The sequence below is a fragment of the Brevundimonas sp. VNH65 genome (assembly GCF_049445955.1).
Lineage (GTDB): Bacteria > Pseudomonadota > Alphaproteobacteria > Caulobacterales > Caulobacteraceae > Brevundimonas.
Genome location: NZ_JBMSDX010000003.1, coordinates 159,273 through 175,045, shown reverse-complemented (window position 1 = coordinate 175,045; position 15,773 = coordinate 159,273). Strand labels below are relative to the sequence as shown.

At 68.9% G+C, this 15,773-nt stretch carries 19 protein-coding genes; 10 read left to right on the top strand and 9 right to left on the bottom strand.

The annotated features are described in order from the left end of the window. Positions 1–107 precede the first annotated feature (107 nt). Both queC and queE read left to right on the top strand, forming a co-directional pair. Positions 108–896, top strand: a complete 789-nt coding sequence (queC, locus tag ACO2Q1_RS07735; protein WP_423328919.1) for a 7-cyano-7-deazaguanine synthase QueC — start codon at positions 108–110, stop codon at positions 894–896. After that, complete coding sequence (gene queE / locus ACO2Q1_RS07730; RefSeq protein ID WP_423328918.1) at positions 893–1,528, top strand: 7-carboxy-7-deazaguanine synthase; 636 nt, start codon at positions 893–895, stop codon at positions 1,526–1,528. The genes queC and queE overlap by 4 nt, the downstream gene beginning before the upstream one ends. 5 nt (positions 1,529–1,533) lie before the next feature. Here queE and ACO2Q1_RS07725 read toward each other — a convergent pair whose 3' ends face one another. The 5 genes from ACO2Q1_RS07725 to ACO2Q1_RS07705 form a co-directional block, all read right to left on the bottom strand. Further along, the gene (locus tag ACO2Q1_RS07725) at positions 1,534–1,905 is read right to left on the bottom strand and encodes an ammonium transporter (protein ID WP_423328917.1); all 372 of its coding nucleotides are present in this window, start codon (positions 1,903–1,905) and stop codon (positions 1,534–1,536) included. Further along, a complete protein-coding gene (locus ACO2Q1_RS07720) occupies positions 1,902–2,198 on the bottom strand; it encodes an autorepressor SdpR family transcription factor (RefSeq protein WP_423328916.1) in 297 nt (98 codons plus the stop codon). Before ACO2Q1_RS07720 ends, ACO2Q1_RS07725 begins: the two co-directional genes overlap by 4 nt. A 62-nt stretch (positions 2,199–2,260) precedes the next feature. Then, a complete protein-coding gene (locus tag ACO2Q1_RS07715; protein ID WP_423328915.1) occupies positions 2,261–2,953 on the bottom strand; it encodes an alpha/beta fold hydrolase in 693 nt (230 codons plus the stop codon). Between the two features lie 46 nt (positions 2,954–2,999). Continuing rightward, positions 3,000–3,269 carry a hypothetical protein gene (locus ACO2Q1_RS07710; protein WP_423328914.1) on the bottom strand — a complete coding sequence of 90 codons (270 nt, stop codon included), beginning with the start codon at positions 3,267–3,269 and terminating at the stop codon, positions 3,000–3,002. A gap of 123 nt (positions 3,270–3,392) precedes the next feature. After that, positions 3,393–5,021 carry a long-chain-fatty-acid--CoA ligase gene (locus ACO2Q1_RS07705; RefSeq protein ID WP_423328913.1) on the bottom strand — a complete coding sequence of 543 codons (1,629 nt, stop codon included), beginning with the start codon at positions 5,019–5,021 and terminating at the stop codon, positions 3,393–3,395. Positions 5,022–5,189: 168 nt separating this feature from the next. Here ACO2Q1_RS07705 and udk point away from each other — a divergent pair, with 168 nt between their 5' ends. Next, positions 5,190–5,837 carry a uridine kinase gene (gene udk / locus ACO2Q1_RS07700; RefSeq protein ID WP_423328912.1) on the top strand — a complete coding sequence of 216 codons (648 nt, stop codon included), beginning with the start codon at positions 5,190–5,192 and terminating at the stop codon, positions 5,835–5,837. 69 nt (positions 5,838–5,906) lie between these two features. Then, positions 5,907–6,545 (top strand): TetR/AcrR family transcriptional regulator C-terminal domain-containing protein, encoded by a 639-nt coding sequence (locus ACO2Q1_RS07695; protein WP_423328911.1) that lies wholly within the window; start codon positions 5,907–5,909, stop codon positions 6,543–6,545. Positions 6,546–6,566: 21 nt separating this feature from the next. On the opposite strand, the gene pdxH is transcribed toward ACO2Q1_RS07695, so the two are convergent. After that, positions 6,567–7,241, bottom strand: coding sequence for a pyridoxamine 5'-phosphate oxidase (gene pdxH / locus ACO2Q1_RS07690; RefSeq protein ID WP_423328910.1), 675 nt, complete (start codon positions 7,239–7,241; stop codon positions 6,567–6,569). Positions 7,242–7,353: 112 nt separating this feature from the next. Between pdxH and ACO2Q1_RS07685 the strand changes: the two genes are divergently transcribed. Genes ACO2Q1_RS07685 through ACO2Q1_RS07670 form a run of 4 tightly spaced genes read left to right on the top strand, consistent with a single transcriptional unit; the run spans position 7,354 to position 10,327 of the window. Beyond that, positions 7,354–8,106 carry a DnaJ C-terminal domain-containing protein gene (locus ACO2Q1_RS07685; RefSeq protein WP_423328909.1) on the top strand — a complete coding sequence of 251 codons (753 nt, stop codon included), beginning with the start codon at positions 7,354–7,356 and terminating at the stop codon, positions 8,104–8,106. Between the two features lie 11 nt (positions 8,107–8,117). After that, entirely contained in the window at positions 8,118–9,203 is a 1,086-nt protein-coding gene (gene aroC / locus ACO2Q1_RS07680; protein WP_423328908.1) for a chorismate synthase, read from the top strand. Further along, positions 9,200–9,610, top strand: a complete 411-nt coding sequence (locus tag ACO2Q1_RS07675) for a GNAT family acetyltransferase (protein WP_423328907.1) — start codon at positions 9,200–9,202, stop codon at positions 9,608–9,610. The genes aroC and ACO2Q1_RS07675 overlap by 4 nt, the downstream gene beginning before the upstream one ends. A gap of 9 nt (positions 9,611–9,619) precedes the next feature. Further along, positions 9,620–10,327: a hypothetical protein gene (locus ACO2Q1_RS07670; protein WP_423328906.1), complete on the top strand. Its 708-nt coding sequence runs from the start codon at positions 9,620–9,622 to the stop codon at positions 10,325–10,327. A gap of 1 nt (position 10,328) precedes the next feature. Here the strand turns inward: ACO2Q1_RS07670 and ACO2Q1_RS07665 are convergent, their stop codons facing one another. Further along, positions 10,329–11,234, bottom strand: coding sequence for an MBL fold metallo-hydrolase (locus ACO2Q1_RS07665; protein ID WP_423328905.1), 906 nt, complete (start codon positions 11,232–11,234; stop codon positions 10,329–10,331). A 79-nt stretch (positions 11,235–11,313) separates the two neighbouring features. Between ACO2Q1_RS07665 and ACO2Q1_RS07660 the strand changes: the two genes are divergently transcribed. Continuing rightward, on the top strand, positions 11,314–11,463 hold the full coding sequence (locus ACO2Q1_RS07660; RefSeq protein ID WP_423328904.1) for a hypothetical protein: 150 nt from the start codon (positions 11,314–11,316) through the stop codon (positions 11,461–11,463). Between the two features lie 16 nt (positions 11,464–11,479). Here ACO2Q1_RS07660 and ACO2Q1_RS07655 read toward each other — a convergent pair whose 3' ends face one another. Together ACO2Q1_RS07655 and ACO2Q1_RS07650 are read right to left on the bottom strand one after the other, a co-directional pair. Next, positions 11,480–11,881 carry a TIGR01244 family sulfur transferase gene (locus tag ACO2Q1_RS07655; protein ID WP_423328903.1) on the bottom strand — a complete coding sequence of 134 codons (402 nt, stop codon included), beginning with the start codon at positions 11,879–11,881 and terminating at the stop codon, positions 11,480–11,482. A gap of 11 nt (positions 11,882–11,892) precedes the next feature. Next, positions 11,893–12,435, bottom strand: coding sequence for a hypothetical protein (locus ACO2Q1_RS07650; RefSeq protein WP_423328902.1), 543 nt, complete (start codon positions 12,433–12,435; stop codon positions 11,893–11,895). A gap of 326 nt (positions 12,436–12,761) precedes the next feature. On the opposite strand from ACO2Q1_RS07650, the gene ACO2Q1_RS07645 reads away from it, so the two are divergent. Continuing rightward, positions 12,762–15,731 carry a TonB-dependent receptor plug domain-containing protein gene (locus ACO2Q1_RS07645; RefSeq protein ID WP_423328901.1) on the top strand — a complete coding sequence of 990 codons (2,970 nt, stop codon included), beginning with the start codon at positions 12,762–12,764 and terminating at the stop codon, positions 15,729–15,731. Positions 15,732–15,773: the final 42 nt, after the last annotated feature.

Genomic DNA, 15,773 nt, shown 5'->3' with positions numbered 1-15,773 from the left:
GCGGCGGATTTGCCGGGCGGCAGGCGGCGGTGTAGGATCGGGCCTTCATCCGCCATCTCCAGGCGTTTCCGGAATGCGCGCGGCCTTCGGCCGACCGCAGGTTTGTCATGAGCGAAATCCCCTTCACCCCCCACGTTTCGGCCCATGCCCCGCTGGCCGCCCCTTCCTCGGCCCCTCATTCCTCCGCCCTGGTGCTGTTCTCGGGAGGGCAGGACAGCGCCACCTGCCTGGCCTGGGCGCTGGACCGGTACGAAAAGGTGGAGACCGTCGGTTTCGACTATGGCCAGCGGCATGCCGTCGAGATGCAGGCGCGGCTGGCGGTGCGCGAGGCCATGAAAGGGGCTCTGCCTGACCTGGCCGAGCGGCTGGGGCCGGATCATGTGGTCGATCTGACCGGGTTCGGCCGGATCGCCGAGAGCGCCCTGACGGCCGATCGCGCCATCGAAATGGATGCGCGCGGCCTGCCGACGACCTTCGTGCCGGGGCGCAATCTGGTGTTCCTGACCTATGCGGCGGCCCTGGCCGATCGGCGGGGGCTGGAGGTGCTGGTCGGCGGCATGTGCGAGACCGATTTCTCGGGCTATCCCGACTGTCGGCGCGACACGATCGACGCCATGCAGCAGGCGCTGAGCCTGGGGCTGGACAAGCCCGTGCCGATCGAGACGCCGCTGATGTCCCTGACCAAGGCCGAGACCTGGGCCCTGGCGCATCAGCTGGGCGGGGACGATCTGGTGCAGGTGATCGTCGAGGACAGCCACACCTGCTACCGCGGCGATCGCACGCGGCGGCGCGACTGGGGTTATGGCTGCGGGACCTGCCCGGCCTGCGAGCTGCGGGCGGCGGGGTTCGAGACCTGGTGGCGCGGACTGGCGGATCGGCGCGGGGCGCGGTCGTGACCTATGCGGTCAAGGAGGCCTTCCTGACCGTGCAGGGGGAGGGCGGTCAGGCCGGGCGGCCGGCGGTCTTCCTGCGCTTCGCGGGCTGCAATCTGTGGAACGGGCTGGAGCGGGACCGGGCGGCGGCGGTCTGTGCGTTCTGCGACACCGATTTCGTCGGCACGGACGGGGACGGCGGCGGCAAGTTTGGGTCGGCGGAGGCGCTGGCGGAGCACGTCGACGGCCTGTGGCGCGGACGGGCAGGCGATCCGAAGCTGACGGTTGTGACGGGCGGAGAGCCGCTGCTGCAACTGGATCCGTCGCTGATCGCGGCCCTGCATGGCCGGGGCTTCGAGATCGCGGTGGAGACCAACGGCACGATCGCGGCGCCGGAGGGGATCGACTGGATCTGCGTCAGCCCGAAAGCCGAGGCGCCGGTGGTGCAGACCTCGGGGCAGGAGCTGAAGCTGGTCTATCCCCAGGCGACGGCCCGGCCCGAGCGGTTTGCACATCTGGACTTCGAACGCTTCTGGCTGCAGCCCATGGACGGGCCGGACCAGGCGGCGAACACGGCGGCGGCGATCGAGTATTGCCTGACCCATCCGCAGTGGCGATTGAGCGTCCAGACGCACAAATACATCGGGGTGCGGTAGGGGGCTCAGGCGGCCGCCCGGCCCCGCAGCATGAGGCAGTAGCCGACGGTGACGGCGATGCCGATCAGGACGGCCGCGCTGCCGCCGATCACCGCCACCTCGTGGGGCGCGAAGGCCCACAGTCCGGCGTAGATCAGGCCGCTGAGAACCATGGACCAGCCGCCGACGCGCTGGGCGTCCCGGGCCCGGGCGCTGGGCGCGAAGGTCTTGGGCATGCGATTGCCGAACCAGACGACCATCAGGCCGATGGCGCCCATGACGATGCGGTTGACCATCTCGCTGTCGATGAGGCCCTGGCCGCGGGCGAAGGTGGCCAGCAGCGCCAGGACGACGATGCCGCCGCCCCAGGCCAGGCTCTTGATGATGTCGGCGTTCATTTGGCGGTCTCCTCTCGAGGGCCAGACGCCTGTGCGTCGAGGCCGAAGGAATGGACGAAGCCCAGCAGCGCGTCTTCGAGGACTGACAGCTTCAGGTGATAGATGACGGATTTCCCCACCTTTTCCGTATGAACCAGGTCCGCTTCCCTCAGGACGGCGAAGTGGGCCGACATGGTGGGTTTGGACACGTCGAACTGGTCGGCGATGTCACCGGCGCTCAGCGGTCCGGCGCGCAGCAGGTGCAGCACGCGGCGGCGTGTCGGATCCGAAAGGGCCTTGAAAACCTGGCTCATGAATCGATGATTAGCTAATCATCGAATTGAGTCAAGAGCGATGCTCGGCGCCGGATGAACAGTCAGGCGTTCAGCCATTCCAGCAACGCCGCATTGAGCGTCTCGGGCTGCTCCAGGGTCGAGACGTGGCCGGCGTCGGGGATGACGGCGAGGCGGGCGCCTGGAATGGCGGCGGCCATTTCCTCGGCGCGGTCGGGCGGGGTGAGGGCGTCTTTGTCCCCCACCAGACACAGGGTCGGCACAGAGATGGCGGCGAGGTGCGGACGGCTGTCGATCCGGCCCATGATGGCGGTCTGCTGGCGGGCGAAGACTTGCGCGCCGAGGTCATGGCCCATGCGGATCAGCTGGTCGACCAGGGGGCGGTCCGCGCGGCGCGAGGGATGGACCAGATTGGGCATGGTCTGGGCCAGCACCTTGCCGTAGGCGCCGTTCAGGGCCTGGTCGATCAGGCCGTTTCGCATCGCGGTCTGTTCGGGCGTGTCGGGTCGCGCCGTGGTGTCCATCAGGGCGAGGCGGGTCACTCGCTCGGGCGCCTGACGCATGATCTCGAGCGCGATGTAGCCGCCCATCGACAGGCCGCCGAGGGCGAAGCGCGGCGGGGCGTTCGCCAGAATGTCGGCGGCCAGGCCGTGGATGCTGTCGGCGCCGAGGGTGGAGGCGACGGTGACGGGCCCGCGCGGCCAGAGGGCAGCGACCTGGGGCGCGAACAGTTCAGCCGTGCAGACCAGGCCGGGGATCAGGACGATGGGGGTCATGCGGAGAGGTTAGCATGACCGCCGGGAACCTCGAGCCGGGATCAGATCAGCAGCGTTTGCCCTGGCGCTGGCGTTGTTCGCAGCGGCGCTGTTCGCGTTCCCATTCGCGCTGTTCGCGCTCGCGCTTGGCCCTGGTTTCCTCGTCGGAGGTGGTGACGGCGTCGACGCCGGCGCCGACCACGGCCCCCGTGGCCTTGACCCCCGTGCCGACGACGGCGGCGGTGGTGCCGACCACGGCGCCGACCAGACATCCCTGGAGCATCAGCGAGCCGCTCAGCAGGACGGCGACGGCGGCGATGCGCGAAATGGACTTCATGGCATGGTTCTCCCCACGTCCCGCTTTAGCCGGGCGAGTGTGAATGACGGGTAACCCTGTCGTGAGGATGGCCGAATGGCGGCGAGGCGTGACCCAGGGCCCACGCCTCGCGGAGCTAAAAGCTCAGCCCGCCGTAGGCAGGCGGTAGTCCTTCATGCGCTCGCGGATCAGCTTCTTGTCGACCTTGCCGGTGGCGCCGAGGGGGATTTCGTCGACGAAGACGACGTCGTCCGGCATCCACCATTTGGCGATCTTGCCGACCAGGAAGTCGAGGTGCTCCTGCTTGTCCTGGGTTTCGCCGGGCTTGAGCTTGACGACCAGGACGGGACGTTCGTCCCACTTGGGGTGGGCGGCGCCGATGACGGCGGCCAGTTCGACCTTGGGATGGCCGACGGCGATGTTCTCGATCTCGATCGAGGAGATCCATTCGCCGCCCGACTTGATCACGTCCTTGGCGCGGTCGGTGATCTGCATGAAGCCGTGCTCGTCGATGGTCGAGACGTCGCCGGTGTCGAAGAAGCCTTCGTGATCCAGGATCTTTTCGTCGGAGCGGAAGTAGCCGCCGGAAATGGTCGGGCCCTTGACCATCAGCCGTCCGTAGGTGTGGCCGTCATGCGGCAGGTCCTGACCGGCGATGTTCTTGATCTTGAGCTCAACGCCCAGGGGCGGCGTACCCTGTTTGGTGCGCCACTTCAGCTGTTCCTCGAACGGCAGGGCGGCCAGCTCGGGCGTCATGTTCGACAGGGTGCCGATGGGCGAGGTCTCGGTCATGCCCCAGCCCTGCAGCACCTCGACGCCGTAGTCGTCGTGGAAGGCGCGGATCAGGCTTTCCGGCACGGCCGAGCCGCCGATCAGCACGCGCTTGACGGTGGAGAGCTTGAGGTTGTTCTCGCGCATGTGGCCCAGCAGGCCCTGCCAGACGGTCGGGACGGCGGCCGAGAAGGTGACGCCTTCGCTCTCCAGCAGTTCATAGATGGAGGCGCCGTCCATCTTCGCGCCCGGCATGACGAGCTTGCAGCCCGAGGCCGGGCCGGCGAAGGCGATGCCCCAGGCGTTGGCGTGGAACATCGGCACGACGGGCAGGACCACCTCGCTGGGGGTCGGGCCGAGCACCGTGGTCTGGAGCCCCAGCAGGGTGTGGATGAAGTTCGACCGGTGCGAATAGAGGACGCCCTTGGGGTTTCCGGTCGTGCCCGAGGTGTAGCAGAGGCCGCAGGCGGTGTTCTCGTCGAACTGGCCCCAGGTCACGTCCGATCCGGCCTCGTTCAGCACGGCCTCATAGCATTCGGCGCGCGGCAGCTTGGTCGCCGGCATGGTCCATTCGTCGGTCATGACGACGACCCGCTCGACCGACGGGCAGTGGGGCAGGATGGCCTCGAGCAGGGGGATGAAGGTCAGGTCGACGAAGATGATCCGGTCTTCGGCGTGGTTGATGATGTAGATCAGCTGTTCCGGGAAAAGGCGGGGGTTCAGGGTGTGGCACACCGCGCCGATGCCCATGACGCCGTACCAGGCCTCGATGTGGCGGGCGGTGTTCCAGGCCAGGGTGGCGATACGGTCGCCGGGCTTCACGCCCCATCCGAGCAGCGCGCTGGAGACCTTGCGGGCCCGTTCGTGGATGTCGGCGTAGGTGGTGCGGACGACGGGTCCCTCGACCGATCGCGTCACGACTTCGCGCTTGCCGTGCCAGTTCTTCGCGTGGTCCAGGATCTTGTCGACCGTCAGCGGCCAGTCCTGCATCTGTCCAAACATCACATTTCCTCGGATCGTGCGCCGGCTGGTCGCGGCGCTTGAACGGCACGCTATCTAGGTGAACGGCGATAAGCAACGTGACGCGGCGTCATGTTTCATGTGTCATTTGGACGTAAGGCGGCCCGTCGATTATCAGGCGGGCGACGGCCGTGCGGCGGGGGGAGAACGATGACCATTCTGATCGCCATTTCGGGAGGCTCAGGCTCCGGCAAAAGCACCCTGGCGGAAGCCCTGGTCGAGGGGCTGGCCCCGGGTTCGGCCGTGCTGCTGCGCGAGGATTCCTATTATCGGGATGCGGCCAGCCTGCCGGACTTCGACGCCGACACCCACGATTTCGACGATGTGGCGGCGCGTGACCACGTGCTGCTGGAAGCGGATCTGACGGCCCTGAAATCCGGTCGCGACATCGTGGCGCCGATCTATTCCTTCATCCATCACGGGCGCGAGCCGGGCGGCGAGCCGGTGCGGGCGGCGCCGGTGGTGATCCTGGAGGGCACCCATGTGCTGTGCACGCCGTCGCTGACGGCCCTGTTCGACATCCGGGTGTTCGTCGACACCCCGGCGGACATCCGCTTCATCCGCCGGCTGCTGCGGGACCAGAGCGAGCGTGGGCGCACGGCGGAATCGGTGATCCATCAGTATCTGCTGACCGTGCGGCCGGGGCATGAGCGGCTGACCGAGCCGTCCAAGACCCATGCCGACTTCATCGTGGCCGACGCCACAGCGGCGGTGCGGCTGGAGGATCCGCAGGCGGTGGTGCGGCTGGCGGCGCCGGTGCTGGCCCATCCGTCGCTGGAGCCCTGGTTGCGGCGCTGACGGTCGATTCAGCCTTCGCTTGCGGGGAAGGCGGGCTTGGCCCACTGTCGGGTCAGAGACGTCCTGACCATGAACACGCACCTGAACGCCGCAGCCGATCCTGAAGCAGACCCCGCCCGCGACCCGCGCCGAGATGCGATCGTGGAGAACGCCCGGCAGGCCTTCATGAGCGGAGGTTACGCCGCGACCCGGATGGAGCCGATCGCCAGGGCGGCGGGCGTCTCGACCGCGACTCTCTACGGCTATTTCCATTCCAAGGACGAGCTGTTCGACGCGGTGATCGCGGACGCGTCCGATGACTTCGCCGAGCGAATGTGCCGGGTCGGGGCGTCGGAAGGTTCGGCCGAGACGCGGCTGACGGCCTTCGCCGAGGCCTATGCGGGCTTCATGGGCGATCCGTTCGTGCGATCCGTGTTCCGGCTGGTGATGGCCGAGCGGCCGAGGTTTCGCGACGTGGCGATGGCCTTCTTCGAGCGGGGCCGGACCGATTTCGGCGGCCCGCTGGTGCGGCTGTTGACGGAGTTGACGATCGGCGGGGAGCTGAGGGTCGACAAGCCGTCCTGGGCGGCCGGGCAGTTGATGGGGATGATCGAGCACCCGGTGTTCTTCATGCCCCTGGTCACCGGGGACGAGGTTCACGCCGCCCGGACCGAGCGTCAGATCGCGGACGACGCGGTCAGGACCTTCCTGGCGCGCTACGCCGGCTGACGGCCTTCAGGGGTCAAGGATTCAGGGCCAGAGGCGAGAGGCGGCCCAGCCGTCGCCGTCGCGGCGGAAGACGACCCGGTCGTGCAGGCGGAACGGCCGGTCGCGCCAGAATTCGATGACGTCCGGCACGACGCGCCAGCCGGTCCAGCGTTCCGGGCGGGGCGGGTCCTGATCGGCGAAGCGGGCGGATTCGCGGGCGACGGCGGCCTCGAGCGTCGCGCGGTCGGGAAGGGGGCGGGACTGTTCCGAGGCCCAGGCGCCGATACGGCTTTCACGGGCGCGGCCGGCGAAATAGGCGTCGGCTTCTTCTGGCGTCACCGGTTCGACGGCGCCGCGCACGCGGACCTGTCGGCGCAGGGTCTTCCAATGAAACAGCAGGGCGGCGTGGGGGTGGGCGGTCAGCTGCAGGCCCTTGGCGCTTTCGGCGTTGGAATAGAAGGTGAAGCCGCGCGCATCCACGTCCTTCAGCAGGACCATGCGGCAGTCGGGAAGGCCGTCGGCGTCGACCGTGGCCAGGGACATGGCGTTGGCGTCGTTCGGTTCGTGCCGTTTGGCGTCCTCCAGCCAGTCGATGAACGGGCCGATCGGTTCAACACGCTGGATCAGGGTCTCGTCGCCGTTGGCGGCCAGGGCGGCGGCGTAGTCGCGGGCGTAGTCCTCGCGGCTGGGGCTGGGCGGGATCACGGGAGCGGTCATGACAGGCATCCTACAGGCGGCGCCGAGGCGCGGGAACCGGCGTCGGGTGAATCCGGGACGTAGATCGACGCGGTTAACCTCGCCTTGACCATGATCAATCCTAACTGCCGTCATGAGCGACGCGCCCCACGAGGCCCCGGCCGATGACCGTCTGACGCTGACCGACGCCTATCGGCTGCTGGGCCTGGGCGGGCCGGTCGACGAGACGACGTTCAAGGCCGCCTTCCGCAAGGCGGTGAAGGCGGCGCGACCCGACATGCCGGGCGGCGACGCCGAGCGATTCCGACGTGTCATCGCCGCGGGCCGGCTGATCGAGATTCACGCACCGGCGCATCCGGCCCTGGAAGCGCCGAAGGCGTCGGTCATGCGACCGACCCCGCTGCCGGCGGTCGGGCTGACGCCTTTGCAGGCGCTGGGCGGGGCCAGCGTCGAGGTGCGCGTGGGGCGGCGTCGTCTGAGGGTCAAGGCGCCGCGCGGCGTGCGGACGGGCGATCATCTGAGGCTGAGAGGCGCGGCGGACGACGGGTCGGACCTGCTGTTGCCGGTGCTGATCCGGGTGGCGGACGGCATGACGGTGCTGGGCGACGACATCCATGTGACGCGGCCCGTGGGGCGGCGGGTGATGAGCGACGGCGGCCGGGTCGAGATCGAGACCCACGCCGGGCCGCGCAGCGCCTGGGTTGCCGCCGGACTGACGGCGCCGGTGCGACTGCGGCTGCGTGACCTGGGACTGCCGGCGCGCGGGTCGCGACCGGCGGGACATCTGTTCGTCACCCTGGAAACGATCGAGGACGCCCCGTCGGCGGCGGAGCATCTGCTGGCGCGGTTCACCAAGGTCTGGACGCCGGAGCGGCTGGCGGCCTAATCGGGACCGTCATGTCGTACAACACCTTCGGTCATCTGTTTCGTGTCACCACTTGGGGCGAGAGCCACGGGCCGGCGATCGGCTGCGTCATCGACGGCTGTCCGCCGCTGATCCCGCTGACCGAGGCGGACATCCAGCCGTGGCTGGACCGACGCAAGCCCGGCGGCAGCCGCTTCGTGACCCAGCGAAGCGAGAGCGACACGGCGCGCATCCTGTCGGGCGTCTTCGACGACGGCGACGGGCAGGTGACCACAGGGACGCCGATCGCGATCCAGATCGAAAACGAGGATCAGCGGTCCAGGGACTATGGCGAGATCGCCCGCGCCTATCGGCCGGGGCACGCCGACTATGTCTATCAGGAGAAGTACGGCGTCCGGGATCATCGCGGCGGCGGGCGTTCGTCGGCGCGCGAGACCGCCAGCCGCGTCGCCGCCGGGGCCGTGGCCCGCCGGTTGCTGGGCGACGGCGTCCGCATCCGCGCCGGAGTGGTGCAGCTGGGACCGCACCGGATCGCGCCTGAGGCGGTGGATTTCGACGCCGTGAACCGCAACCCCCTCTATGCCGCCTCGGACGCCGTCGTGGCGGAATGGGGGACCTATCTGGACGGCGTCCGCAAGGCGGGATCGTCGATCGGGGCCGTGGTGGCCCTGGAAGTCACCGGCGTTCCTGTCGGCTGGGGGGCGCCCCTGTACGGGAAGCTGGACGCCGAACTGGCGGCCGCGATGATGTCGATCAATGCGGTCAAGGGCGTCGAGATCGGCGCGGGATTCGGCGCGGCGGAGCTGTCGGGCGAGGACAACGCCGACGAGATGCGGCTGGACGAAGAGGGCCGGCCTGTCTTCCTGTCGAACAAGGCCGGAGGCGTGCTGGGCGGGATCTCCACCGGCCAGCCGATCACGCTGAGGGTGGCGTTCAAGCCGACGTCGTCGATCCTGACCCTGCGCCAGACGGTGACGCGGGACGGCGCCGAGACGGATCTGAGAACCAAGGGGCGGCACGACCCCTGCGTCGCCCTGCGCGGCGTGCCGGTGGTCGAGGCCATGGCCGCCTGCGTCCTGGCCGACGCCCTGCTGCGGCATCGGGCGCAGATCGGGTGAGCCTGCTGATCCGCGAGGCGGCGCCGCCGGACCGTGCGGAAGTCGTGGAGCTGTGGCGGGCCTGCGGACTGACACGGCCGTGGAATGACGCCGAGGCGGATTTCGATCTGGCGCTGGGCTCGCCCGGTTCGACGATCCTGATCGCCGGCGCCCCCGTCGAAGGCGCGGTCATGGCGGGTTTCGACGGCCACCGGGGCTGGGTCTACTATCTGGGCGTGGCGCCGGCGCGACGCCGGGGCGGCCTCGGTCGCGCCCTGATGCAGGCCGCCGAAACCTGGCTGACGGCCCGAGGCGCGCCCAAGATCCAGCTGATGGTGCGGTCCGACAACCCCGAAGTCCTGGCCTTTCACGAGGCGCTCGGCCTGTCGGAGCAGGCCGTCGTGGTCATGGGGCGGCGGCTGGGATAGGCTGGCCGCATGACCGTTTCCGCCCGTGATCGTCGTTTCCGCCTGGCCTGGACCGGGGCCGTTCTGGCCCTGGCCGCGCCGGCGGTCGTGCTGCTGGCCAGTCTGGCGTTGAGGTTCGGGCTGATCCCGCTGGCGACGGCGCTGGATCTGGTCACGCTGAAGCTGGCCTGGCCCCTGTCGTGGATCGGCGTGGCGGGCGGAGCGCTGGCGCTGTGGGCCTCAAGGGGCGCGGGGCGGGGCGGCTGGCTGCCGGCGCTGATCGGCGCGGTGGCGGCGACGGCGACGATCGGCCTGTTCGTCTGGCACTTCCAGAAGGCGGGCGCGGCCACCTCGATCCCCGACGCCCTGACCAATGTCGAGGATCCGCCGGGCTTCAGCGAGAGCGTGATGTCGGCGCGGCGTCGATATGGCGCGGTTCCGCTCGACCACTGGGCAGGCGCATCGGGCACGTGCGACGGCCTGGCGGCCTATCCAGGGCAGGTGGCGCCGGGGGTGGCCGGCTACGCCCTGCGCGAGGCGGGGTTCGAGATCGGGACCCTGGGCGTCGGGCGGGCGACGGGGGTGCGCAGCGGCCTGTGGTTCGGGCGCACCTGGGACGCGGCCATCCGCATCCGGCCGGGGCGGACCGATGTGCGCGTGACCTCGCGCGACGACCGGCCCGGCGACGAGGGCGAGGCCTGTCGGCTGGCCAAGGCGATCGTCGCCAATCTGGGATGACTCAGGTCAGGGCGTAGGTCGCATCGAGGGTCGCGCCCGGATCGGCGGACACGAGGCCGTCGTCGATGAGCTTGATCAGGTGGGCGAGCACCGACAGGGAGGCCGCCGGCCACAGGCGACGATCCACCGCGCTGTAGAGGAGGGGCACCATGGCCGCGATCGTGCGGTCGCCGGCCGCCAGACGGGCCAGCACCTGACGCTCACGCTCGAGGCGATGCGCCCGGTAGGCGGCCAGGAAGGGCGCGGGATCGGTGATGGGCGCGCCATGGGTGGGCCAAAGGACCGAGAACTCGCGGGCGATGACCCGGTCAAGGCTCGCCAGATAGTCGCCCATGCTTCCGTCCGGTGGCGCCACGACGGTGGTGGACCAGCCCATGACGTGATCGCCGCAGAACAGGGCGTTTTCTTCACTCAGGGCGAAGGCGAGATGGTTCGAGGCGTGGCCGGGGGTGGCCAGGACCTCCAGCGTCCAGCCGTCGCCGGCGATCGTCTGGCCGTCGGACAGTTCGACGTCCGGCGCGAAGGCGTCGTCCTCGCCCTCCTCGCTGTCGCCCGAGGCGTGGATCGTCCGTTCTGGCGGGCGTGCGGCGAGGATCGGCGGGTCGCCGACGGCGCGGGCGAAGGGACGGGCGAGGGGCGAGTGGTCGCGGTGCGTGTGCGTGACCAGAACATGGCTGACCCGGCGGCCGGCGACCGCCGCAATAAGGGCGTCCAGATGGCGATCGTCAGCGGGGCCGGGGTCGATGACGGCGACGGCGGCTCCCGGCATGTCGCGCCCGATGATGTAGGTCCCCGTGCCGGTGAAGGTGAAGGGGCCGGGGTTTTCGGCGATGACCCGCTGAACAAGCGGCGAGACCTGATCCCGGCGGCCCCAGGCGAAGTCGAACTCTCGGACGTAAGGGATCATGGGTTGCTCCGAGACGGGTCAGGCGATCTGGCCCGACCCTTGCGTTAACGCCTTGTAAATCCTGTTCGGAGGGCGTGGCGTGGCCAAGGCGATCGTTTTCGGTGTCTCAAATCGGCTCCAGCCCATCGTGGCGGCGGTCCTGTGTCTCATGGCCGTGCAACTGGTGATGGCGTCCTGCGGCGACCCGGAGCCGGTTCCCTATGCGGTGCGCGTAGCCGTCGTTCGCTGAAGTCGTCGACGCCTGGTCAGTAGGGCAGGGCGCGGAGATCGTAGCCGGCCTCTGCGCCCGCCGCCACGGCCTGATCAACGGTGAGCCGTCCGGAGCCGACCGAGGCCAGGGCCCAGGCGGCGGCGGAGCGCATTCCGGAGCGGCAGAACAGCAGGACCGGCTCGCCGGTGCGGAGGACCTCGTCCACGGCCTGGATCGCCACTGCGTCAGGCAGGCCGCGGGCCGGGGCGTGGGTGAAGCCCAGGCCGCGCGCGGCCGCCGCCTGTGCGACGGCGGCGGCGTCGGGCTGGCCCGGCTCTTCGCCGTCCGGCCGGTTGCTGACGACGTGGCGAACGCCCAGGGCGGCGGCCGTATCGAGGTCCGCCTCATCGATCTGGCCCCAGACATGGACGCCGGGCGCGAGGGTGCGAAACGCCATATCGAGGCCTCCTACTGACGCCGGACGCGGACGGCGCGGCTGTTTCCGACCGTCATCAGAAAGCTGCCGAGCGCCGCGCGACGAACCCTGACGGGCTCGCCCTGGCGGTTGCGGAAGGTGACGCGCTCGGTGTCGACCTGACGCCAGACGCTTTCGTCGGCCAGGGTGAAGACCCAGCGGCCCTCGCCCGACTGGCCGGCGCGCACCAGGGTGGTCTCGATGGCGTCCAGAGCCTCCGGGCGATCGCCCTGATCGAACAGGGTCACGCTGGGCAGTTGGAAGCCGAAGAGCTGACGCCGGGCCTGGCTGACCTGGGCGCGGTCCACGACGACCACCTCGCCCTGGCGTTGGGCGGTGTCGAAATCGGAAACGGCGGCGTCATAGCAGGCGAGTCGGGCCTGGGCCTCGGTGATCTGTCGGCAGGCGACAAGGCGATTCATCGCCTCCGGACGCGCTGCGGGCGCGGTCTGGGCGTGAACAGGGTTCGCTGACAGACCGAGGAGCGCCGTCAGGCCGGCCGCGACGAGCAGGTGCGAGACGTTTTGCGGCAACATGTTCATATCTTTCACAAAATCCGGGTGATCTGGACGCGTGTCGAACGGAGACGCCAGATCCGGGGGCAGCTTGCCATGGCCGGAGCGCCGAAAGCCAGCTTCGTGAGCCCAATCCGGAACGTGGCCCGAATACGACAGTCCTGCGTCGAGTTGATTACCGCTGTGTAATTGATGTGGCGCAACCGCGAATCTCGCGCCTAACCTGTGGCAGCACGCGAACCGTATACGGCGACAGCCGCATGCGCTCGCGTCTGCGGACATAACAAGCGGTCAGAAGCGGCGCCCTGGGGGACTGGAAGCGCCGTAGAAAATCAGGAGAAAGATCCTTGAGAACCCAATTCACCCGTCAACGCCTGATGGCGACGACGATCATCACCGGCGTGGCCATGATGGCCTTCGCCGCCCCGGCCATGGCCCAGAGCCAGGAGCCGGTGGCCGACGAAGTCGCCGAAATCGTCGTCACCGGCTCGCGTATTCCGCAGGCCAACCTGGTCACCACCAGCCCCGTCACCCAGGTGACCGGCGAGGACATCGACGTCCAGGGCGTGACCCGCGTCGAAGACCTGATCACCCAACTGCCGCAGGCCTTCGCCTCGCAGAACTCGACGGTGTCGAACGGCGCCTCGGGCACCGCCACGGTCTCGCTGCGCAACCTGGGCTCGTCGCGCACCCTGGTGCTGATCGACGGTCGCCGCATGGGCTACGGCTCGCCGAACGACGACGCCGCCGACCTGAACCAGATCCCCGGCCAGCTGGTCGAGCGGGTTGAAGTGCTGACGGGCGGCGCCTCGGCCGTCTACGGCTCGGACGCCATCGCCGGCGTCGTGAACTTCATCATGAAGAAGGAGTTCGAGGGCATCCAGATCGACGCCCAGTACGGCTTCTATCAGCACAACAACGACTATGACGGCGTCGGCAACGTGCGCGCGGAAATCGTGCGTCGCGGCCAGACCAACGCCTCGCAGTTCAAGCTGCCCGACGACAACGTCTCGGACGGCGAAAGCCGCGAAATCACCCTGTCGATGGGCGTGCAGACGCCGGACGGCAAGGGCTCGCTGCTGGCCTACGCCGGCTATCGCAACAACAATGAAGTGCTGCAGGCGCACCGCGACTATTCGGCCTGTACGATCGCCAACCCGGTCGCGGCGCGTCCCACGACCTATGCCTGCGGCGGCTCGGGCACCTCTTTCCCCGGCCAGTTCACCGACTTCGCGACCTTCGCGTACACCGTGAACGCCAACCGGGAGTTCGTCCCGTATGTCGGCGACCTGAACGCCTACAACTACGGCCCGATCAACTACTACCAGCGCCCCGACGAACGCTACACCATGGGCGCCTTCGGTCGCTATGAGATCAATGAGCACGCCGAGGCCTTCGCCCAGCTGATGTTCAACGACTATTCGTCGGTGGCCCAGATCGCGCCCTCGGGTTCGTTCTTCAACGCCTCGACCATCAACTGCGACAACCCGCTGCTGTCGGCGCAACAGTCGGGCCTGATCTGTACCCCGGCCCAGATCGCCGCCGGCGATTCGGTGCCGTTCTACATCGGTCGCCGGAACGTCGAGGGCGGCGGTCGTCAGGACTCGCTGAACTATGAGTCCTACCGCATGGTCGTCGGCCTGCGCGGTCTGATCACCGAAGGCTGGAACTACGACGTCGCCGCGCAATTCTCGCGCGTTCGTCTGTCGCGCACCTATCTGAACGACTTCTCGGTCACGCGTCTGACGCGGGCGACCGACGTCGTGAACGTGGGCGGCGTGCCGACCTGCCGTTCGGTGGTCGACGGTTCGGACCCGAACTGCGTCCCCTACGACGTCTTCACCTCGGGCGGCGTGACCCAGGCCGCGCTCGACTATCTGCAGATCCCGCTGGTCCAGACCGGCGAGACGACGCAGCAGGTCGTGACGGCCGCCGTGACCGGCGACCTGACCCAGTACGGCATCCAGTCGCCCTGGGCCGCCTCCGGCGCCAAGGTCGCCTTCGGCGCCGAATACCGTCGTGACTATCTGGGTTCGACCACGGACGCCGCCTTCGCTTCGGGCGACGGCGCCGGCCAGGGCGGCCCGACGATCGGCATCACCGGTTCGGCGGACGTGACCGACGTGTTCGCGGAAGTCCAGCTGCCGCTGGCCGACGATCAGCCGTGGGCCTATTCGGCCTCGATCGACGCCGCCTATCGCCACTCGGAATATGCGGCGATCTCGACCGACACCTACAAGTTCGGCGCCGACTATGCGCCGGTGGCCGACCTGCGTCTGCGGGCCAGCTACTCGCGCGCCGTTCGCGCTCCGAACGTGCTGGAGCTGTTCGCGGCTCAGGGCTTCGGTCTGTTCGACATCGACTCGGGTGATCCCTGCGGCGCCCCGGTCGGCACGGCCTTCCGCGCCACCCTGGCGCAGTGCACGGCCACCGGCGTTCCGGCGGCGCAGTACGGCAGCGCCGCTCTGAACAGCCCGGCCGGTCAGTACAACCAGATCACGGGCGGCAACCCGAACCTGGGCGCCGAAGAATCCGACACCTTCACGTTCGGTTTCGTCGCCACCCCGTCGTTCCTGCCGCGCTTCAACATCTCGGTTGACTACTTCGACATCCAGGTCGACGGCCTGATCTCGTCGGTCGGCGCCGCCAACACCCTGGACCTGTGCTACCGTGACAACGACGCCGCCGCCTGCGGCCGCATCAACCGCGGTCCGACCGGTTCGCTGTGGGTCGGTGAAGGCTTCGTCGAGAACCTGTCGATCAACATCGGCGGCCTGAAGACCTCGGGTATCGACGTCAACGCCGGCTACAATGTCGACCTGGAAGACTGGGGCGTCATGGGCTGGGGTCAGCTGGGCTTCGCCTTCGTCGGCACCTGGCTGAACTCGCTGGAATCCGACACCGGCACCGGCACCGCCAGCGCGGTTTCGGACTGCGTCGGCTACTACGGCTCGGCCCAGTGCGGCATTCCGAACCCGGAATGGCGTCACCGCGCCCGCGTCACCTGGCAGTCGCCGTGGAACGTCAACGTGTCCGGCACGTGGCGTCACTACAGCGAGGTCGACTACGGTTCGAGCCTGACCGGCCCGGTCAGCGGTCGTCTCGACTCGACGCTGGATGCGATGAACTACTTCGACCTGTCGGCCGATTGGCAGGTGACCGATACGGTCAGCGCGCGCGTCGGCATCAACAACGTGTTCGACAGCGATCCGCCGCTGTCGGTCGCGGCCGGCACCGGCGGCAACGGGAACACCTACCCGCAGCTGTACGACGCCCTGGGTCGCTACATGTTCGTCGGCGTGACCGCGAACTTCTAAGACTGACCGACCCTCGGGTCGGACGAAGCCAGAACGGGGCGG